Source organism: Roseivirga spongicola (genome assembly GCF_001592965.1).
Classification (GTDB): domain Bacteria; phylum Bacteroidota; class Bacteroidia; order Cytophagales; family Cyclobacteriaceae; genus Roseivirga; species Roseivirga spongicola.
On the sequence record NZ_LRPC01000001.1, the window covers coordinates 1,021,853 to 1,041,153 of the forward strand.

The 19,301-nt window shown below is 40.8% G+C and carries 18 protein-coding genes; 6 read left to right on the forward strand and 12 right to left on the reverse strand.

Annotation, left to right across the window (positions count from 1 at the left end; translation table 11 throughout):
• Positions 1-228 precede the first annotated feature (228 nt).
• From AWW68_RS04575 to AWW68_RS04590, 4 genes are all read right to left on the reverse strand, one after another.
• Positions 229-954, reverse strand: a complete 726-nt coding sequence (locus AWW68_RS04575; protein WP_068217079.1) for a LytR/AlgR family response regulator transcription factor — start codon at positions 952-954, stop codon at positions 229-231.
• A gap of 10 nt (positions 955-964) precedes the next feature.
• On the reverse strand, positions 965-2,017 hold the full coding sequence (locus AWW68_RS04580; RefSeq protein WP_068217081.1) for a sensor histidine kinase: 1,053 nt from the start codon (positions 2,015-2,017) through the stop codon (positions 965-967).
• Positions 2,018-2,099: 82 nt separating this feature from the next.
• Complete coding sequence (locus AWW68_RS04585; RefSeq protein WP_068217084.1) at positions 2,100-3,416, reverse strand: NAD(P)/FAD-dependent oxidoreductase; 1,317 nt, start codon at positions 3,414-3,416, stop codon at positions 2,100-2,102.
• A 314-nt stretch (positions 3,417-3,730) separates the two neighbouring features.
• Positions 3,731-4,267: a hypothetical protein gene (locus AWW68_RS04590; RefSeq protein ID WP_068217086.1), complete on the reverse strand. Its 537-nt coding sequence runs from the start codon at positions 4,265-4,267 to the stop codon at positions 3,731-3,733.
• Positions 4,268-4,658: 391 nt separating this feature from the next.
• On the opposite strand from AWW68_RS04590, the gene AWW68_RS04595 reads away from it, so the two are divergent.
• A complete protein-coding gene (locus tag AWW68_RS04595; RefSeq protein ID WP_068217088.1) occupies positions 4,659-5,003 on the forward strand; it encodes a hypothetical protein in 345 nt (114 codons plus the stop codon).
• Between the two features lie 37 nt (positions 5,004-5,040).
• Positions 5,041-5,952 (forward strand): IS3 family transposase, encoded by a 912-nt coding sequence (locus AWW68_RS04600; protein WP_068217090.1) that lies wholly within the window; start codon positions 5,041-5,043, stop codon positions 5,950-5,952.
• Between the two features lie 247 nt (positions 5,953-6,199).
• Here AWW68_RS04600 and uvrA read toward each other — a convergent pair whose 3' ends face one another.
• The 5 genes from uvrA to AWW68_RS04625 form a co-directional block, all read right to left on the reverse strand.
• Positions 6,200-9,076 (reverse strand): excinuclease ABC subunit UvrA, encoded by a 2,877-nt coding sequence (uvrA, locus tag AWW68_RS04605; RefSeq protein WP_068217092.1) that lies wholly within the window; start codon positions 9,074-9,076, stop codon positions 6,200-6,202.
• 708 nt (positions 9,077-9,784) lie between these two features.
• On the reverse strand, positions 9,785-10,780 hold the full coding sequence (locus tag AWW68_RS04610; RefSeq protein ID WP_068217094.1) for an endonuclease/exonuclease/phosphatase family protein: 996 nt from the start codon (positions 10,778-10,780) through the stop codon (positions 9,785-9,787).
• Entirely contained in the window at positions 10,761-12,179 is a 1,419-nt protein-coding gene (gene creD, locus AWW68_RS04615) for a cell envelope integrity protein CreD (RefSeq protein WP_068217096.1), read from the reverse strand. Before creD ends, AWW68_RS04610 begins: the two co-directional genes overlap by 20 nt.
• 50 nt (positions 12,180-12,229) lie before the next feature.
• Positions 12,230-12,523, reverse strand: a complete 294-nt coding sequence (locus tag AWW68_RS19990) for a winged helix-turn-helix domain-containing protein (RefSeq protein ID WP_262501394.1) — start codon at positions 12,521-12,523, stop codon at positions 12,230-12,232.
• Positions 12,524-13,141 carry a hypothetical protein gene (locus AWW68_RS04625; RefSeq protein WP_068217100.1) on the reverse strand — a complete coding sequence of 206 codons (618 nt, stop codon included), beginning with the start codon at positions 13,139-13,141 and terminating at the stop codon, positions 12,524-12,526.
• 84 nt (positions 13,142-13,225) lie between these two features.
• Between AWW68_RS04625 and AWW68_RS04630 the strand changes: the two genes are divergently transcribed.
• The 4 genes from AWW68_RS04630 to AWW68_RS04645 all read left to right on the forward strand — a co-directional run bounded on the left by AWW68_RS04630 (position 13,226) and on the right by AWW68_RS04645 (position 16,897).
• Positions 13,226-13,807 (forward strand): RNA polymerase sigma-70 factor, encoded by a 582-nt coding sequence (locus tag AWW68_RS04630; RefSeq protein WP_068217101.1) that lies wholly within the window; start codon positions 13,226-13,228, stop codon positions 13,805-13,807.
• A 67-nt stretch (positions 13,808-13,874) separates the two neighbouring features.
• Positions 13,875-14,840, forward strand: coding sequence for a FecR family protein (locus AWW68_RS04635; RefSeq protein WP_068217104.1), 966 nt, complete (start codon positions 13,875-13,877; stop codon positions 14,838-14,840).
• A 21-nt stretch (positions 14,841-14,861) separates the two neighbouring features.
• Positions 14,862-15,503 carry a hypothetical protein gene (locus tag AWW68_RS04640; RefSeq protein WP_068217106.1) on the forward strand — a complete coding sequence of 214 codons (642 nt, stop codon included), beginning with the start codon at positions 14,862-14,864 and terminating at the stop codon, positions 15,501-15,503.
• A gap of 98 nt (positions 15,504-15,601) precedes the next feature.
• A complete protein-coding gene (locus tag AWW68_RS04645) occupies positions 15,602-16,897 on the forward strand; it encodes an STN domain-containing protein (RefSeq protein ID WP_068217108.1) in 1,296 nt (431 codons plus the stop codon).
• On the opposite strand, the gene AWW68_RS04650 is transcribed toward AWW68_RS04645, so the two are convergent.
• The 3 genes from AWW68_RS04650 to AWW68_RS04660 all read right to left on the reverse strand — a co-directional run bounded on the left by AWW68_RS04650 (position 16,894) and on the right by AWW68_RS04660 (position 19,254).
• Positions 16,894-17,547, reverse strand: a complete 654-nt coding sequence (locus AWW68_RS04650) for an HAD family hydrolase (RefSeq protein ID WP_068217110.1) — start codon at positions 17,545-17,547, stop codon at positions 16,894-16,896. The two genes, AWW68_RS04645 and AWW68_RS04650, sit on opposite strands and share 4 nt — an antisense overlap.
• Complete coding sequence (locus tag AWW68_RS04655) at positions 17,547-18,251, reverse strand: LOG family protein (protein WP_068217112.1); 705 nt, start codon at positions 18,249-18,251, stop codon at positions 17,547-17,549. The genes AWW68_RS04650 and AWW68_RS04655 overlap by 1 nt, the downstream gene beginning before the upstream one ends.
• Before the next feature lie 103 nt (positions 18,252-18,354).
• Entirely contained in the window at positions 18,355-19,254 is a 900-nt protein-coding gene (locus tag AWW68_RS04660) for a TIGR01777 family oxidoreductase (protein ID WP_068217114.1), read from the reverse strand.
• Between the last annotated feature and the right edge of the window lie 47 nt (positions 19,255-19,301).

Here is a 19,301-nt window from a genome sequence, read left to right on the forward strand (position 1 = left end):
TTTCAGGTGTGTCTTTCAGAACAGGCACAGAAGTACTTTATAAAAATTGGTATTTACAAGTGGTTTTTTATGGTTTAATCAATTTTAGGTTGGTAGGGTTATTGAAAGTTGTTGCTTTTAGGCTACAGCTTCATTAAAAGAGTTGACCACAAAAAAACCCTGACGCGTAACGTCAGGGCCAATAAACACACACAATAACCTCGCGAGCGCGAGGTTTTCTTTAACGAGTTATAAACTCATCATTTCTTTAAATCGGGCAGCTTGCCTACGGCTTACTTCCACTTTGTCTCCACCTCTGAGTACAACCATTAAGCCTCCGTTAAACCAAGACTCAATACTTTCTACCCAAGTAAGATTTATAATATGCTTACGGCTGGCACGGAAAAAAGATCTGTCGTCTAACTTCTCATCTAATGCATTCAATGATTTATGAATCATTGGCTTAAAATTATCGAAGTAAATTTTGATATAATTTCCGTCTGACTCGAATAAGCGGATGTTTTCCAACTTAACAAACCAGCACTTATCTCCATCTTTAACAAATACTCGGTCGCTAGGACCTAGTTTAGAAGGCTCAGTTTCTGTTTTTTCTTCTTCTTTTTTAGACTGACGAGCAATTAACTTACTCACAGTTTCTTTAAGTCTGTCTGGCTCAATCGGCTTTAGCAAATAATCCATTGCGTTATAGTCGAAGGCTTTCAGCGCATACTCATCATAAGCTGTTGTAAATACTACATCAGGCACAGAATCTAGAGACTCCAATAGTTCAAAACCAGTTTTACCAGGCATTTGAATGTCTAAGAATAACAAGTCTGGCTTCAGACTGTTTATTTTTTCTTCCGCATCCTCAGCATTCACCGCTTCTCCCACAATTTCAATCTCTTGAAACTCCTGCAAAAGGTTGGTTAGCTCTTTACGAGCCAATCTCTCATCGTCTACTATTAGTGCTCTCATAGATTATTAATTATATGCGCTGAGGTATTTTCACTTCAGTCACAACAAACTTATCATTTTCGTTATAAATATTAAACGTGGCGGTGTCGCCATAGATTAATTTAAGCCTTTCCTTCGTATTTATTAACCCAACACCCGTTCTATTGGTTGGTTTTTTCTTGATTCCGCTCAGCTGACCACTGTTTCTGATCTTAATGGTGAGCATAGAATCGGTTACATTCGACTGTATTTCAATGAGGCCACCTTCCATTAGGTTAGAAACTCCATGTTTAATGGCGTTTTCAACTAACGTTTGCATCATCATAGGTGGTATATCAAAATGGTCAGACCGTGGGTCTATTTTATACTTTATCTTCAATCGTTCTTCAAAACGAATGCCCTCTAACGCCAAGTAATCTTTTACTGTATTTAGCTCATTTCTGAAGTTTACCACTCGTTTTTTATCCGTAATCAGCGAGTTTCTAAGAATGTTAGAAAGCTGTGTAATGGCTATTTTAGCCTTAGTAGGTTCTTCATCTACCAAAGCCCTCATGCTATTGAGTGCGTTAAAGATAAAGTGAGGATTCAATTGAGCCTTAAGTTGGTTGAGGTGCATTTCGTTCATGGCGGCCTCATACTTTAACGAGCGATTGTTACTCTCTAAATAATGGTAGAGAAAATACACTGTAGACCACAAAACAAAGAGCACAAAAGAAGAACCAAATAGCAATGGAATTTCGGTTTGCAAACTCTGATCGCTCGGAGTTCTGGTGCCCACAACAAAGTATAGGCTAAAGGAAAGAATGTTCCCTATGATGGAAGCTAGTAGAATTACGCCCAGTATTCTTGGAATAACCTTGGTAATGTTGATTTGTAGCCACCCTCTTTTTATGGTAATGCCCCTAATGAAGTAATGAGAAAGGAGGAAAAAGAAAATGGAATGAATGGTAAGCTCAATGCGCTGGTTTCTTACCACTTGCTCGCCTAAGCTTTGAGGGTCGAAGCCTTGAGAAATGAAGTTAGCCGAGAAGTACAACCCCCAACCTACTAATTGCAAAATCCAGTAAAGTCTTCTCTTTCTCATTTTCGAAATTGAAAAATAAGCAAACTTAGCCTTTCGTAGAAAAGCAATAATACAAGAGGTTAAGAGCTAATATGGTTGGAAATCAGAGAGTATCTCCTGGTTTATAGTTCTTATTCCTTAAAAATGTTCTGATGATTAATCTGGTGCCACGGTCATAAGTCATGTAATTCCATATCCAGTTGGTTAGTATAACCAGTCTGTTTCGGAAACCAACTATAGACATCAGGTGAACAAACATCCATACCATCCAGGCAAAAAGGCCCCCAAAATGGAATTTAGGTAAATCTACTACCGCCTTATTTCTACCTACTGTGGCCATTGAGCCTTTGTCTTTATACTGGAAAGGCTTCCAGTCAGCCTGACTTTTTCGCTTTAGGTTTTTAGCCAAATTGGTGGCCTGCTGAATGGCTACCGGAGCTACCATAGGGTGACCTTTAGGAAAAGCTTCACTGTACATTCCCGCAATATCGCCAAGCGCATAAATGTCTTTAACACCTTCCACTTTATTGAAGCTGTCCACGGCTATTCTTCCTCCTTTCAGGCTTTCTTTCGGAAGTCCGTCAACAATGTTACCAGTTACCCCAGCCGCCCAGATTACCGTTTTGGCTGGAATTTGGGTGCCATCGCTAAGCACTACATCTCTTCCATCGTAAGACTTGAGCATGGTCTTTACCCTCACATCGATGTCGAATTCTTTCAAATACTTTTCGGCTTTTTGACTAGATTTTTCCGACATTCCAGCCAATAAACGCGGACCAGCATCTACTAAATGGAGCTTCATTATATCGAAGTTAATATCGGGATAGTCTTTAGGTAGAACATGCTTCTTTAGCTCTCCTAATGCTCCGGCTACTTCAACTCCCGTTGGGCCACCGCCTACAATCACAAAGTTTGTAAGGCGGTCTTTTTCTTCATCATCTTTAGCTAAAACTGTTTGTTCGAAGTTCTGAAGCAAATGACTTCTGAGGTTAAGCGCCTGTGGCACCTGTTTCATCGGAAAAGTACGATCGTACATTTGCTGATCTCCGAAATAGTTGGTTTTAGACCCATTAGCTATTACTAAGAGATCATAGCTCAGTTCGCCCACTAAGGTTTTGATACACTTCTTCTCTGGATCAATTCCTGTAACGCGCGCCATTCTAAAGTAGAAGTCTTTGTGTTTTTCAAAAAGCTGGCGCAACGCTCCCGCAATAGAGTCTGGCTCTAAACCAGCGGTAGCTACCTGATACAGCAACGGCTGAAAGGTATGGTAGTTATGCCTGTCTAAAAGGACGATTTGATAATTAGAGTTTTTGAGGGATTTTACCAGTTGGATGCCAGCAAAACCACCTCCAATAATAACCAGTCTAGGTTTATCAGAGGTTGGAATCTCCAGATGGAGATGGTCGAATGGGCTCATATTAGTGGTTTGTGGTTATAACATGAGCCTTTCATTTTGGGTTCTTAAAATGAAACAAATTTGATGGAACATTGAAGAGTCAAAAAGTGTTAAAAAGACAAATAATAGCTAGAACACTATAATAGGCCATTGGGCCTTCCGTTATAGAGACAGAAAAAGGCAATTAAAATCGATGATTGAAGTCGGGCAATCGAGCCTGACGATGAGGTGTTAGATTAAAGTGTTGATTTTAATGTTTTGGTTGAAGATGGTGCTGTTCGCGTATGCGGCAGCACTATTTTTTTGTCTTATTCAAAATTATTTAGCCTATCCGACTAATGTAGTTTTCGATAGCCAGTTCCCTCTAGTTTATATTTGGCCTTGAAATCCTGAATCTCTTCATAAGAGAGGTCTTTTCCAAGGTAGGTTCGATTTCCTGGGTTCTCATTAACAAATAGCCCTTCTTTATAGTAAAAGTGAAGAACGCTTAATATGTCAGAGATATGATTTCGATTATATATTAGAAAATTATAGTTATATTCTTTACCACCAGTTTTCACGCTAATTTTATTTTCTGTGCCTGATAGAAAATAATAGCCATACCGATGAAATATCTTTTGATTCTGATAAGTATTAAATGAGATGTTCAGACCGTTTACCTCTAAAATATTAATTTTTTCTCCGTTAAGAGTGATGTCCTTTTCTGTTAAGACAATTTCCCCAATGTAATCACCCAGTATGGGCTTTTCTCCGATATCGAAGTACAAGCTTCCTATTGCACCCAATCCGCCAATTGCCACAAGCGCGTTAACTTGATGCCCCTGAAAAGTGGCGATTAAATAGCCTATGGCACCCACAAGTATAAAAATCATTAGCCCTAAAGTGCTCCTTGACGGTTTCTTCCAAAAGGGAGGTTCATAAAGACTTGATTCAAACTTGGGCAAGGTCTGTTGCGGTTTACTTGGAAAAGATAACTATTTCTGTTTTCTCATCCCTAACGTAGGGAGGGATCTGCCAAACGACTCTGTCTGGTTGATTCTTCGGCTTCGCTCAGAATGTAAAAGGAGACTCGGATTGCACTAAAATTCCCCTCCTGTTTTAGGGGGGGTAGGGGTGGTCAGCTCGTCTTTCAAAGGTAAGCAGTATAGTTTTTAGCCAGAATCGGTGTCCCCACCGATTCACTGAGCGGTTGTCTTGGTGAGGACACCAAGGACTAGCACGTTTGTCTTGTCCTAAAATAGGTTTACACAAATAAGTGTAAAAATGAACAAAAGGTATGAGACAAGTTTTAAGCATAAGGTATGCCGAGAGTATCAAAAGGGAGGTGTAACCAAAGTAGAGTTGCAATACAGATACGGTATTGGAGGAAAGTCAGCCATCGTCAACTGGCTCCGAGATTTCGGCTATATTGCAGATAATCGAATAAAGCCACATAGCGCCATTACATTGTCAGCGAACGAGAAATCAGATTCTGCCCAGCTCAAGGCACTCAAGAAAGAACTAGAAGACGCTCAGCTTAAGTTGGAAGCCTACCAGCGAATGATTGCAATAGCAGAGAAGAAGTTCAAGATTGAGATTGAAAAAAGTCAGATTCCAAGTGATCCATGAGATGAAAGACACCTACCATGCGGTAAGCTTGATATGATTGTGTCGATTACTTGGTGTTAACCGCCAGGCCTATTATCAGCATTTATGGGTAAGAGAAGAAAAGAGCATTGAAGAGCACCTGATAGTACAGCAAGTACATCAGATAAGGAAGACCCACAGACGTATGGGAGGTAAGCTGTATGAATTATTAGAGCCATTTATGCTAGAACACCAGATTAAGATGGGCAGAGACGCACTTTATGAGCTGTTGGGCAGAAACCATCTGTTGGTTAAAAAGAGACGTAGCAGGGTCTATACCACACAATCATCTCATTGGTTGAGGAAGTACCCGAACCTGATAAAAGACCAGTGTATTGACAGAAAGAACCAAGTATGGGTGAGTGACATAACCTACTGGAAGTCAAAAGGTAAAAACTACTATATATCTTTTGTAACCGATGCTTACTCAAAGAAGATTGTCGGATATAGGATGTCTGATACCCTTGAGGCAGTAGAATCAGTGAAAGCGCTCAAAATGGCTGTCTCTGGCTTAAAGAAAGAGCCAGACAGCTATTTACCGCTCACCCATCACTCAGACAGAGGAATACAATATTGTTGTAAAGAATATGTAAAGCTATTGCAGGACAACCAGATCAACATAAGTATGACAGAGCATGGAGATCCGCTTGAAAATGCAATAGCCGAAAGAATCAATGGTATTATAAAAAGTGAATATCTCGATAATTATGAGGTAGATAACCTCACGGAAGCCAGCGCTTTACTCAAAGAAATAGTAAAGCTATATAATGAAGAAAGGCCACACATGAGCTTAGGTATGTTGACTCCAGAACTAGTACACAATCAAAGTCTAAACCCTAAGAGAATATGGAAGAACTATTACAAGAAAAAGCCTGATATTGTAAACCCAGATCAGGACAATCAAACAACTGTAAATCTATTACAGTACTAAACGTTAAACCTGTAAACTTTTTTTAGGACGAGTCAGTTGGTTTACGAGTGCTCTGCGAACTCCGCGCCCTTTGCGGTTATTAATACTCCCCTCATTCTTCGCCAAACTCATAAAGAAAAGTGGCTTGGGTTCTTTCCCATCCCGACCGTAGTGGAGAGATCTGCCAAACGACTTTGGTTGGCAGATTCTTCGGCTTCGCTCAGAATGGAAAAGGAGATGCGGATTGCACTAAAATTTTCCTCCTGATTTAGGAGGGGTTAGGGGAGGTCAGCTCATCTTTCAAAAACTTAGCAGTATAGCTTTTCTTGCTTTTAGCCACTTCTTCTGGAGTTCCTTGTGCCACAATCTGACCGCCTTTGTCACCACCTTCAGGGCCAAGATCTATAATATGGTCGGCTACTTTGATGACATCTAGGTTGTGCTCAATGATCAGAACAGAATTGCCTTTGTCGACTAAGCGATTCAGTACGTCTAACAAATGCTGAATATCCTGAAAGTGGAGGCCGGTAGTAGGCTCATCCAGAATATAGAGTGTTTTACCCGTATCTTTCTTAGAAAGCTCAGTAGCCAGTTTTACCCTTTGGGCTTCTCCACCAGAAAGGGTAGTGGCATGCTGACCAAGTGAAATATAGCCTAAGCCAACATCATTCAAGGTCTTGATTTTCCTAACAATCTTTGGCTGATTTTCAAAGAATTCAACGGCTTGCTCCACCGTCATATCTAGTACGTCTGAGATAGACTTTCCTTTGAATCGAACCTCAAGTGTTTCGCGATTGTAACGCTTTCCCTTACAGGTTTCGCAAGGCACATGAACGTTCGGCAAAAAGTCCATTTCAATGAGCTTCATTCCAGCCCCTTCACAGGTTTCGCAGCGGCCACCTTTCACGTTGAAGGAGAATCGGCCGGCTTTATAGCCTCTAATTTTTGCTTCTGGCAACTCGGTGAATAAGGTTCTGATATCTGAGAATACACCAGTGTATGTAGCCGGGTTCGATCTTGGTGTACGTCCAATTGGTGACTGATCAACTTCAATCACCTTATCTATTTCCTTCAGCCCATCGATTTCATTGTAAGCCAATGGCGCTTTTCTAGACCTAAAGAAATGGTGGTTTAGAATAGGGAAAAGGGTGTCGTGAATCAAAGTAGACTTTCCACTTCCTGAAACTCCCGTAATGCACACCATTTTACCCAAAGGAATTTCGAGTGTTACATTCTTCAGGTTGTTACCGCTTGCACCTTTCAAGGTTAAGCTATTTCCAGAACCTTTTCTTCTTTCTTTCGGAATCTCAATCTGCTTTTCTCCTTTCAGGTATTGAGCTGTGGTGCTTCCTTCTTCGAGGAAAGTTTTTGGCTCGCTGGCAGCTACAATATTTCCACCGTGTCTACCTGCTCCCGGTCCAATATCTACGATAAAGTCTGAAGCGAGCATCATATCTTTATCGTGCTCTACCACGATGATGGTATTACCAATATCTCGCAGGTTTTTCAGGGCACTTATCAGCTTCACATTATCTCTCTGATGCAGGCCAATACTTGGCTCATCTATAATATAAAGCACTCCCACTAGCTGCGTACCAATTTGAGTAGCCAACCTAATTCTTTGTGCTTCTCCACCAGAAAGCGTCCTCAAAGGTCTGTTTAGAGTGAGGTAATCGAGGCCAACATCTAGCAAAAAGCCAATTCGTTTTCTAATTTCCTTCAGAACTTCAGGGGCAATCTGATTCTGTTTGTCAGTTAGCCTTTCTTCCAAGCCAACGAACCATTGAGACAAACTCTCAATATCCATTTCTGCTAGTTGAGAAATGTTGGTATCGGCAATTAAGAAGTGAAGTGATTCTTTTTTCAACCTTGCTCCATCACAGGTAGGGCAAGTTTTTACGGTCATGAAGTCGGAAATCCACTGGCGAGTTTTCTCCGTTCCTTCTTCCATCTGCTTCTCTAGGAATTTGATGATTCCTTCGAACTTGGTGTTCCAGCTGGTTCCTGGGTATTTCTTTGAACTGACAGCCACGGGAACATCATCTCCATAGAGAAGAGTGTCTAAAACTCCATCTGGTAAGTCCTTGATAGGAGTAGTTAAATTGGCCTTGTTCTTTTTTAGAATCGCTTCTAGTTTCTTGAAAATCCAGATGTCACGATAATCTCCAAGAGGGGCAATACCTCCTCTGCTTATGCTCAAATTCGGATCTGGAATTACACTCTCTTTGCTTATTTCTTCAATTTGACCGAGTCCGTTACAGGTCTGGCAAGCACCGTATGGCGAGTTGAAAGAGAAGTTATTCGGAGCAGGTTCATCGTATGAAAGACCAGTTTCTGGGTCCATCAAAAACTTAGAGAAATGGTGAATTTGGTTGTCTTCATCACGAACCATCATTACCCCATTACCGTGATTCATTGCAGTTTTAATACTTTGAGCAATTCGGAATCTATCGTTTGGATCTGCAATAATCCGATCGATTACGATTTCAATGTCGTGAGTTTTGTAACGGTCTACCTGCATTTTAGGCACCATTTCCATCACTACTCCATCTACTCGAACCTTAGTAAAGCCCATTTTACGAATCTGCACAAAGAGTTCGCGGTAATGCCCTTTTCTACCTTTCACCACAGGGGCTAGAATGATGAGTTTCTTCCCTTCGAAATTCTTAATCAGGTGATCTATAATCTGATCTTCCGATTGGCGAATCATTGGTTTGCCACTCAGGTAGGAGTAGGCAATTCCTGCTCGTGCGTACAAGAGTCTGAGGAAATCGTAAATCTCGGTTAGTGTACCGACAGTAGACCTTGGGTTTCTGGAGGTAGTTTTTTGCTCAATGGAAATTACCGGGCTGAGGCCGTTAATTTTGTCTACATCGGGACGCTCCATATCGCCAATAAAAGAGCGGGCGTAAGCCGAGAAACTCTCCATGTACCTGCGCTGCCCTTCAGCATAGATGGTATCGAAAGCCAATGATGATTTTCCTGAACCTGAAATACCGGTGATGACTACCAGTTTGTTTCTAGGAATGGTAACATCGATGTTTTTAAGATTGTGCTCACGAGCCCCAAAAACTTCAATGTTTTCATGCCCTGAAATATCTACAGGAGCAGGTTCTATATTCACATTTTCTTTGAATTTTTCCATCAGATCTGGCTGCAAACGCAGAATCGACAAAGGTCAGGATTTCACAACGCAAATACAACTGAGGGTGAATGATTAAAGTTTCGGGTTTTGGTTAATTAGGGAAACTGGTGAATTGGGGAAATGGGCAATTAGGAAAATGGGCAGATCCTTCGGCAAGCTCAGGATGGAAAGGTGCAGTGCTCTACCTTTGACAAACTTGAGTAAGCTATTGCTTTAAAGTCAATTGCTGTGGAGGTTTTGGAGATATAAGTTTGTCAAAGGTTCTTCAGCATCACCATCAGTGTCTCTCGTGAGGACACTGATGATTATTTGTTCTTAGCTCATTGGGGCATACTTTTTATTGGGCAGATCCTTCGGCAAGCTCAGGATGGGAAGGTGCAGTGTCTACCTTTGACAAACTTGAGTAAGCTATTGCTTTAAAGTCAATTGCTGTGGAGGTTTTGGAGATATAAGTTTGTCAAAGGTTCTTCTACATCACCATCAGTGTCTCTCTTAGAGGACGCTGATGATTAGTTGTTTTCAGAGTTTTGGATGATCCTTTCTGTTGGGCTGATCCTTCGGCAAGCTCAGGATGGGAAAGTAGTTGGACTGTCACTCGGTATTAACCTTTGACAAACCTTAACCCAGAGGCTCATCATTTTTTCGACTTGAGCCATTCCTAAGAATTTCAAGTTTTTCAAAGGTTGGTTGTGGTGATTGCTCAAGGTTTTATTTCCCCGCCACTAAGAAACTACCCATAATCGCTTTGTGGTCAGAAGTGATTCTAACTGCATCGAGTGAGTCGCAGCCAATTCCTTTGGAGTGGAGGATGTAGTCTATCGGAATTTGCGCAATAAATGGATTCCAAGTCGGGTAGGTTGGAGTCAGCTTTTTACGGCTATCCGTGAGCTTTGTAGAAGACTGAAAATGTAGCATTCTATTGTCCCAAGGCACGGTGTTAAAGTCGCCTAAGACTAAAAATTCCCCAGGTTGATTATTGACGTATTCTTCTGCCCACTTGAGGTGCTGATTTCTGTTGTTCCACTTACTTCTGGTTGTTGGTGACTTGGTGTGCAAAGCCAAGAAGTTAACGGCTTCATTTCCCACCAAGATTTTACCCGTAATGTTGGCTGTTTCATCTAAATGAACTTCTTCAACCTCTTGGAAAGGATATTTGCTGAACACCGCAATGCCTTGGCCTTGGTTTTCGTGTTCAACAACTTTGTAAAATGGATAGTCAGCACTAAGGCCACCAACAAGAGATTCTGCCCATTGATGACTAACCTCTTGAAAGGAGACAAAATCTGGGTCTAGATTCAATACGCTATTGATGGTTTCGTCATACTTATCATTAATAGAAAGTACGTTGAATTGAAGTACTTTGAGTGATTCTTCCCCCTGATCTATTCTATAAGTCTTGCTGATTGGCCCACTGATTTTTACCAGAAGGAGAAAGTAGATTACAAAATTGACACCCGCTAATCGGTAATGGTGCTTTACGATCCAGAAAACACTCAGCGCTCCATACACTAACATTGCCTGAAACAAAAAAGACTGTAACAGGGTGAGTTTAAATGTATAGCTAGGGATAAGTAGAAGTATGGCAGGGACTAATAGAAAGGCGGCTAATAGCCTCTCTAGGTTCTTTTTCTGCCTAAACCAACAATAGATTCTTACTAACACTAAGCTAAATTTTAGTAGAAACTTAAGCTTCTGTTGCTGCATGGTTCAACCCTCCTTTAGCTTTAATATTATACCAATCTATATTTCTTGAAAGATACATGCATATGCCTAGTACAATTAGTAGGCCAACGCTCCCGAAAAGCAACGCGTAATCTTCTAATTTCAGCACAACGAATACAAAGGTGTAAATGATGCTGAAGAACATGAATAAAATACCTGCTAGCTTTTTGCTCTTCAGAATAGACATGGAGTACAGCGAAATCATGGCAATGATTACCAGGGATGAAATCCAGTAGGCCGCACTAAAATTGAGGTGTTCTGAAATAGATAAAAGTAGGGTATAGAATATGGTTAGTGTGAGCCCGACCAATATGTAATGGATTGGGTGAATTCTCTTTTTGTTAAGAATTTCAATAAAGAAAAACGTGATAAAGGTGAGGAAGAGAATCAGCACTGCATATTTGGCCGAACGAGTGTTTTGCTGATAGTTATCTACTGGTTGAAAAAGCTTAACACCAAACTCAGAATCTGCAATTCTATGTTCACTGCCCACCCATTGCTGAGGGTAATTTCTATTTAGGTCGAAAATAGACCATTCTGCACTGAATCCGCTTTCGGTTACTTCATGGTTATCCGGTAAAAACTGACCTTCAAAACTCGGGTGAGGCCAAGGGGAATTGAGCTTAGCTATGGTACTTTTTCCAATTGGGTTGAACTTCAGCGATTGAGTACCATGAAGACTGAGTTGGGTTGAAAAGCTGGCAGACTTAAGTTCTTCTGACCAATCAATATTTGCTGAAACGCCACTTTGATATTCGGCTCTTCTCGATGTTGAGTATTGGTTTTCATTTGCGTGAGCAAGTTGAAGAGCAAACTTCTTTGGAATGCCAGACTCCATCAAATACGGTTTATCATTGATCTGAATTTCGATCTTGTTCTGTATGCCTCGCATGTCTGGAATGCCAATGCTTATGGTGGCCATATCCCATAAAATAATATCGTCTTCCTTAATGAGCTTGCTGAAATCTGGCTGAGAAAATGTCCCTTCAAGTTGAAGTTGGGTTTCATACAGTGCTACTTCATATATTCCTCTTTTTCTCGACTTTGGGTTGATGTCACCCACCACCTTAAGCTTTTCCGGCAAAAAGTGAGCGTATTTGATGGTGCTGATCTCCTTACCATCGTCTAACACTAGAATAGCCTCGAAAGGAATGGTAAGAATTGGACCAGTGATTTGTTGAGGTGAAGCCCAACTGCTGGAAATCTCTCGAATAGCCTCTTCTTGCCTGAATTCTCTCTCCGATATCAACGATTTAATCATGCTATTAGGAATGAGTAGGATAGCTATAAGAAAGCCGATTGAGAGTAATTTTATACTGACCGAATTTTTGATGGAGTAGTTGATCTTATCAAATACTGTACTGTTTGTGTTGTTTTCCATTTTGTTGTTTTAAAAGTACTTTGAGTTACAAAGTATAAGCGTAAATTTTTTTACTGTGTGTTCTTTATCAATTGTTCCAAGGCGTCTATATGTGCTTTGAATGACTGTTTTCCTGTTTTTGTGACCATATATTGTGTGTTTGGTTTTCTTCCAACGAAGGTTTTAGACACTTCGATATACTCTTCTTTCTCCAAAGCTTTTAAGTGGCTAGCCAAATTGCCATCGGTCAGGTTCAACAGCTCCTTAAGTCTGTTAAAGTCCAACGATTCATTGGCCATCAATGCCGACATGATCCCTAGCCGGACCCTGCTTTCAAAAGCTTTATTCAGATTGTGGATATCCACTTATTTCTCGTATTTAAAGTACATCATGGCTCCGTAAATGATGTGCAGTACACCGAAGCCTATGGCCCAAATTAGTAAGCCATAGCCAATAACGGCCGAAGCAACCAAGCCCAAAACTACTTCAGAAATACCAAGAAATCTCACATCGCGATAAGTATAATAGCTAGCATTAATTAAACCGAGGCCATAAAAGATCAAAGTAGTGGGAGCAATAAGGCCAATAAGGCCTTGGTAATAAAAGATAACGACTAATATTCCTCCTGTTGCAAGTGGAATCAAAAGATTAATTAATAGTCGCTGAGCTGTTTTATCCCAAGTTTTGACTCCCTGTTTTTTGGCTTTTTGTCTTGTCAGGTATACACCCGTAATAATGGCTAACAAGAGAACTGCCGCGGCATCTAGCATCAACCAAGTCAGGTTTCCTCTCACATCTCTCACAATTAGTTGGTCGTAAACCAGCGTTTCGCTAGTATAGGCCAACTTCCAGGCAACGTAGGCACCAATGAGCGCATAAATTCCTGCCATTACTCCAGAAAGGCCACTGAGAGAAATAAAGCGTGAAGACTTCTCCATCATCTGGCGAATCTCCGCTATATCCTGAATGTATTTATCTGACATATCAAAAGTACTTTGAGATTCAAAGTAAATGAATCGCTATAAGTTTTCCAATATTCATTCAGCAATTTTCTTCTACTTTGCAGCATGTCTAACCAGCAAGATGTAGCACTACAACAGCGCCTCTCTAGGGGAGATGAAACCGCTTTTCAAGAAACTTTTGAGCTGTATTTTAAGGTGTTGGTACTTTTTGCTACCAAGTTTTCTTTGGACAAAGAGGCGGCTGAAGATCTGGTTCAAGATGTTTTTGTAAAGCTCTATGAGCAGAGAGATCGCTTACAATTCCATAGTTCGCTAAAAGCTTTCTTGTATCAATCTGTGCGGAATAGATGTATCGATCTTATCCGATCTACTAAGACACGCGAAAAACATCATGTGGAAATTAAGGCCGATACTGATGTGGAGGGGCTCAATAGTGAAGAGCTTATGCTTCAGTCTGAATTACAAGAAAAAATTTACTACAGCATTAAGCAACTGCCGGAACAATGCCAGCTTATTTTCAAGATGAATCGGTTCGAAGGCAAAAAGAATCAAGAGATTGCCGATGAGCTGAATATTTCTAAACGCACCGTAGAAACACAAATCAGTAAAGCACTAAAGCGACTGAGAGAAGATATTTATCCGTATTTGAAGGCGGTATTGTTGGCGGTTTCCTTTTGGATTAGCTGACTCGAAAAAAAAATTTACTTACCCGTACGTGTGAATTTTGATTCACTCGTCATATCCATGAAAAGCAATGAAAAACCCGAACGACATATCGAATGAATTGATGCTGAAGTTCCTTTCAGATACGGCCACAGCCGAGGAAAGAGAGGCTATGGAAGCATGGATGGCCGATTCGGAAGAAAATGCGAAATACATTGAACAGCTCAAGTCGCTTTGGTCCAATGCAGAGTCGTTTTCACTATTAGACAGCATAGACTTAGACCAAAACTGGCAAGGAGTTCAGTCTAAAGTGAATCAGCAGAAGGCTGGTAATTCTAAAATATTCTGGCGAATTGCCGCTGCGGTGGTATTCATAGTTTCGGCTAGCTTTTTAGCGAAAAGCTTACTCTACAGTCCGCCTGAGCAATTGAGCATTACAGCACAAGAGCAGTCTGATTTTACGCTGCCAGATGGTTCTGTAGTAACTCTCAAAAAAGGTGCTACCCTCAAATACCCAGAAGAATTTGAAGACGAAAGAAGGGTTACGTTTGAAGGAGAGGCATTTTTTGATGTGGTGAGTAATCCGCAGAAGCCATTTATTATTAATGCTGACGATACTGAAACCGTGGTTTTGGGAACCTCATTCAACTTAAAAACAGCTACTTCCCATACTGGTTTTGAACTGGTTTTGGTGGAGGGAAAGGTTAGTTTTTCTACTCCAAACGAGAAAGTGGTGCTTACGCCTGGTCAGCGTGTAGCATTGGGCCCGAATGGGCTGTTGGAAAAAACTGAGAACACAAATAGAAACTTTCAGGCATGGCAAACAGGCACTTTGGTTTTTGAAAACGCCAAAATGAGCGATGTCTTTCAAGATATAGGCAATGCATATAATGTTCGATTCGAAATGGAAAATGCAGCATTTGCTAGCTGTACATTGACGGCTCGATACGATCAGGAAGATTTGGATAGCATATTAAACACTTTAGAAATACTTTTTAATACATCATTTAATAAACAGCAAGAGACCATTTTGGTCAGTGGCGGCTCTTGCAACTAAGAACTTACAACTCGAAATATCATGAACAACAAATTATTCAAAGCCATTTTGATGGTGGCAGTGTTTTTCGCAGCGATTAACCTGCAAGCCCAAGAAGACGAACCTATGAGAACGCTGTTTAATAACGGAGGAATTCGTTCGAACGGAGGCTATGGGGGAGTGCATGTAGGGTATACTCAGATAGGAGGGGCCGATGCTCTTACTATTGGAGGTCAAGGTGCTTGGCTCATTAATCATCAGTTTGGAATCGGACTTTCAGGAACTGGCTTCATGACCGAAAGAATTGATGATGCCACACTTGGTTCTAGATACATTACCACAGGTGGCTATGGCGGATTAATGTTAGAGTTTATTGCCATGCCGAAAAGTCCAATCCACTTGAGTTTTCCTGTTACTATTGGAGCTGGAGGCGTTAGCTACGTTCGTTCTAATCGCGACTTTGAGTTTTACGAGTCGGAAGATTCACATGCCTTTTTTGTGGTAGAACCTGGGGTAGATGTAGAGTTCAACCTCCTGCCTTTTGTACGCTTTGGCGTAGGAGTGAAATATAGAGTTACATCAGATATGGAAATGACTTATATAGACTCTGGCAATAGAATCTTAGACCGAGATGCACTTACAGGATTCAGCACAGCACTCACTCTGAAATTTGGAAAATTTTAAAAACTTAAGCTAAAACTGACCATTTGTTAACGAGCCTGTAATTTCACTTTCAGTGTTTTACAGGCTCAAATACTTACTTTTGTAGTACCTAATTGAAGATGAAAGCTGTAGTCATTTGTTTTATGCTCATTCTCTGTCAGGCATTAGCTTTTGGCCAAAGACAGTCTTTGCTTCAAACTCAGGTGACGGTTAGTTTTAGCAATACATCTATTGAAGAGATTCTGAAATCTCTAGAAACCGAATCGCTGTCATTTGTTTATTCACCAGAAGTTTTTGATGTAAAAAAGCGAGTTAGTATCAATAGACATAATACTGCATTAGCTTCAGTGGTCACTGAGTTGTTTTTGGGTCAGTCAGTTGAAATGCATGAAATGAATGGTCAGGTTTTGTTGAGAAAGAAAATCACCCCAAAACCTGATTCGCAGCAAGAGGTTTTAGACACCATTAGAACTCAACCAAGCGTATCACCCTCCATTGTAGTTAGTTCAAGTTCCACTGTTCAAAAAGCAGCCATTATTGAGAAAAGCGAGCCTGTTCCCACTCAGCAGATGAATCAACAGGAAAAGCAAGCAAGCTTAGACTCTTTGGCAAACCCCACGGTGGACGATAGTGTAGATTCATTTGGCTCACAGGTTAGAGCTCCTACATCATCTCTACTTGCACAAACAAGTACTTTTATTCCTAGGTGGAACATGCGGCCTTATGAGCCCTATGCTTACCAAGCTAATCCCTTAGCCTTAGACTATTCACTCTTGCTACCGAAGTTTAAGGAAGAGGCACCACAACCCTCTATTTGGGACGAAATTGCCAGTGAGAACAGAAAAAACACGAAGCGCGAGAAGAAAGAGAAAAGGGCTACCGATGATAGGAAATTCAGGATGGGTCTGGGTCTTTATACCGGTTTCGCTCCACTAGATAATTTGGATGCCTTTTTAATTGGTGGGCGGATTATGTATTATCCATCTATCAGAACTGGAGTTGGCTTTAATGCAAACGCCTTATTATCTAAAAGTTTCTACAGCGAAACTTTGCAAAAAGATATCAGAGTAGAAGGCGGTTATGGTGGTTTAGCTATAGAATATGTACTGTTCCCAAAGAGTGTTATTCACATAAATTTACCGCTTACTCTAGGGGCAGGTGGTTATAATTATGTTGAGTCGGAAGACCCATTTGCGCCTATAGATCCTGAAAATTCTGAAGCCTTTTTTATGATAGAAGTTGGAGCTGAGTTAGAGGTTAATGTGGCGAAGTTCTTGAAAATTGGAGCAGGCTTTAGCTATAGAAGTATATCTGGTTCAGACTTCCTGAACCGAGATAACAACCAGGATATTATCAAAGCCTCTGCACTAGAGGGTGTTAACTACGGTATAATTCTAAAGTTTGGTAGGTTCTAGATTCCAGAAAGATATTCTGTGAGTTCCTTATGGCTTCTCACTAAGTCTAAAGCACCTAGCTGTTTCAGCTTTTCTCCATGTCCGTTTCTTACATGAGTTCCACCTAAAAAACCTACCGTTTTTAAGCCAGCAGCCGTAGAGGCGGTTACTCCAGCAACACTGTCTTCTATAACCAAAACCTCTTCTTTGTTAAGGTTCAATTTTTCTAAAGCCAACAGATAAACTGCAGGGTCAGGTTTTCCCTTAGGTACCATTTCGGCAGAAAACACTCTTTTCTGGAATATATGATTGGCTTCTAATAATTCTATGGCCTCTAACACGTAGTCTTCGGCACTATTGGAAACCATACTTGCAGTAACGGGAACGCCAGATAGCATTTCTTTGACGCCAACAATAGGACGCATGTTTCGCCTTATCTCCTCATCCATGAAAGCCACTGCCTCGCGAGTTGCTGTGCTAGCTGCTAGCAGCTGTTTAGCCTTCAAGATTTCTAAAATGTCTGTGAAAGTTTTACCTGTATAATCGGCTATAAAGGTTTCAATGTTAATATCTACGCCTTCAGAAATAAGCCAGTTGGTTACTACTTCTGCAGCTACAATTTCAGTGTCGATCAGAACTCCGTCACAATCGAACAGTATATGTTTTGTCATTAGAAATTCGGAGAAAGCAAGTATTTAGAATAGAACTCATCGATTACTCTTACCGCATCTGTTGGGGTTTCTACTATGCTTATCAGATCTAAATCGGTATTACTAATATTTCCGAATTTCAACATAGTGCCTTTTACCCAATCTATAAGCCCAGACCAGAATGCTTCACCAACCAAAACAATTGGGAAGCGCCCAATTTTGTTAGTTTGAATTAACGTAATGGCTTCAAAAAGCTCATCTAATGTTCCAAACCCACCCGGCATAACCACAAAGCCTTGAGAGTACTTAACAAACATAACTTTGCGCACAAAGAAATAATCGAACGTAATGAGTTTATCTGGGTCTATGTAAATGTTATTGCCTTGCTCATGCGGTAGCTCAATGTTTAGCCCAACGGATTTTCCGTTTTCACTTCTGGCGCCTTTGTTTCCGGCTTCCATAATGCCTGGTCCACCACCAGTAATAACTCCGTAACCGTGTCTGACCAACTTGGCTGCAATATCTTCTGCCATTTGATAATATTCAGTGCCGGGCTTAGTTCTGGCAGAACCGAAGATAGATACACAAGGGCCAATTTTAGCGAGCTTTTCAAAGCCTTCAACCATTTCGGCCATTACTTTAAAAATTACCCAAGAGTCGTGGGTCTTAATTTCGTTCCAATCTCTGTCTCTAAATGCCTGCTTGATTTTATCTTCGTTGTTCATATTATTCTGTTTGAGTTAAACATAGGTGAAAACCTTTTTCTAAACGGATGCACCATATCAAAGTTCCTTTAAGTTTTAATGAACTTACTGCTTTGATCTCTAATTACATGGATTTGAGGTGTTTTAGTGCTGGCTCTAGTTTAGGGTGATCATACTCAAAACCAGCTTCCATAATCTTTTCACTACTTACTCTATTTCCTCCCACAACCATTTTGGCCATTTCGCCTAGAACTACCTTTAGTGCAAGACCAGGTACTGGAATTGGAACATATTTTTTGTCGAAAGCTTTAGCAGCTGCTTCTGTAACTTCTCGGTTGGTGGCAGGTTTTGGTCCTACAGCATTGTAAGTGCCTACCATTTGATCGTTCTCTAATGCGTAAAGGAACATCTTGCAAAGATCGTCTATATGAATCCAGCTCATATATTGTTTTCCGTTGCCTAAAGGAGCGGCTACCGGTGGCTTGAGTAGTTCTACTAAAGCGCCTCCTTCTTTGCTAAAGACCACGCCAATTCGGAGTTGTACCAAGCGAATATCAAGGTCTGTTACCTTGCTAGTTGAAGTTTCCCAAGCATCTACTACGTGGGCTAGAAAATCGTGCCCAACAGGCGCTGTTTCTTTTAGGTTGGTGGTTCCAGTATCTAGTCCATAATAGCCAATGGCAGAGGCAGAAATAAAGGTTTTAACTTTGTTATCTATGTTTTTTAGCGTGTTATAGAGTAAAAAAGAGGTCTTAGTACGGCTATTGTATATTTCTTCCTTGCGTTCTGCTGTCCACCTTTTGTCTGCCACTCCCGCACCAGCAAGGTGAATGACAGCCTCTACTCCATTAAACGCACCACTTTCAATGTATTCCTTCTTATAGTCCCATTCAAAAATGGGGTATGGTTTAGAAGCATCTTTAGACCTGCTGAGTACAACCACTTCATGCCCTTTAGATTTAAGTAGTGGAATAAGTCTTGAGCCAACTAGACCAGTCCCTCCTGTAATTAATACTTTAGCCATAGACTTAAAAGTAGGGAATGGCCTCGAATGTTTGGCAGATGAACATA

What these genes read in the sequence shown, in the direction of transcription:
- AWW68_RS04575 (WP_068217079.1), bottom strand. Translation starts at nt 954, where the DNA reads ATGAGAGCACTAATAGTAGACGATGAGAGATTGGCTCGTAAAGAGCTA.
- AWW68_RS04580 (WP_068217081.1), bottom strand. Translation starts at nt 2,017, where the DNA reads ATGAGAAAGAGAAGACTTTACTGGATTTTGCAATTAGTAGGTTGGGGG.
- AWW68_RS04585 (WP_068217084.1), bottom strand. Translation starts at nt 3,416, where the DNA reads ATGAGCCCATTCGACCATCTCCATCTGGAGATTCCAACCTCTGATAAA.
- AWW68_RS04590 (WP_068217086.1), bottom strand. Translation starts at nt 4,267, where the DNA reads ATGATTTTTATACTTGTGGGTGCCATAGGCTATTTAATCGCCACTTTT.
- AWW68_RS04595 (WP_068217088.1), top strand. Translation starts at nt 4,659, where the DNA reads ATGAACAAAAGGTATGAGACAAGTTTTAAGCATAAGGTATGCCGAGAG.
- uvrA (WP_068217092.1), bottom strand. Translation starts at nt 9,076, where the DNA reads ATGGAAAAATTCAAAGAAAATGTGAATATAGAACCTGCTCCTGTAGAT.
- AWW68_RS04610 (WP_068217094.1), bottom strand. Translation starts at nt 10,780, where the DNA reads ATGCAGCAACAGAAGCTTAAGTTTCTACTAAAATTTAGCTTAGTGTTA.
- creD (WP_068217096.1), bottom strand. Translation starts at nt 12,179, where the DNA reads ATGGAAAACAACACAAACAGTACAGTATTTGATAAGATCAACTACTCC.
- AWW68_RS04625 (WP_068217100.1), bottom strand. Translation starts at nt 13,141, where the DNA reads ATGTCAGATAAATACATTCAGGATATAGCGGAGATTCGCCAGATGATG.
- AWW68_RS04630 (WP_068217101.1), top strand. Translation starts at nt 13,226, where the DNA reads ATGTCTAACCAGCAAGATGTAGCACTACAACAGCGCCTCTCTAGGGGA.
- AWW68_RS04635 (WP_068217104.1), top strand. Translation starts at nt 13,875, where the DNA reads ATGAAAAACCCGAACGACATATCGAATGAATTGATGCTGAAGTTCCTT.
- AWW68_RS04640 (WP_068217106.1), top strand. Translation starts at nt 14,862, where the DNA reads ATGAACAACAAATTATTCAAAGCCATTTTGATGGTGGCAGTGTTTTTC.
- AWW68_RS04645 (WP_068217108.1), top strand. Translation starts at nt 15,602, where the DNA reads ATGAAAGCTGTAGTCATTTGTTTTATGCTCATTCTCTGTCAGGCATTA.
- AWW68_RS04650 (WP_068217110.1), bottom strand. Translation starts at nt 17,547, where the DNA reads ATGACAAAACATATACTGTTCGATTGTGACGGAGTTCTGATCGACACT.
- AWW68_RS04655 (WP_068217112.1), bottom strand. Translation starts at nt 18,251, where the DNA reads ATGAACAACGAAGATAAAATCAAGCAGGCATTTAGAGACAGAGATTGG.
- AWW68_RS04660 (WP_068217114.1), bottom strand. Translation starts at nt 19,254, where the DNA reads ATGGCTAAAGTATTAATTACAGGAGGGACTGGTCTAGTTGGCTCAAGA.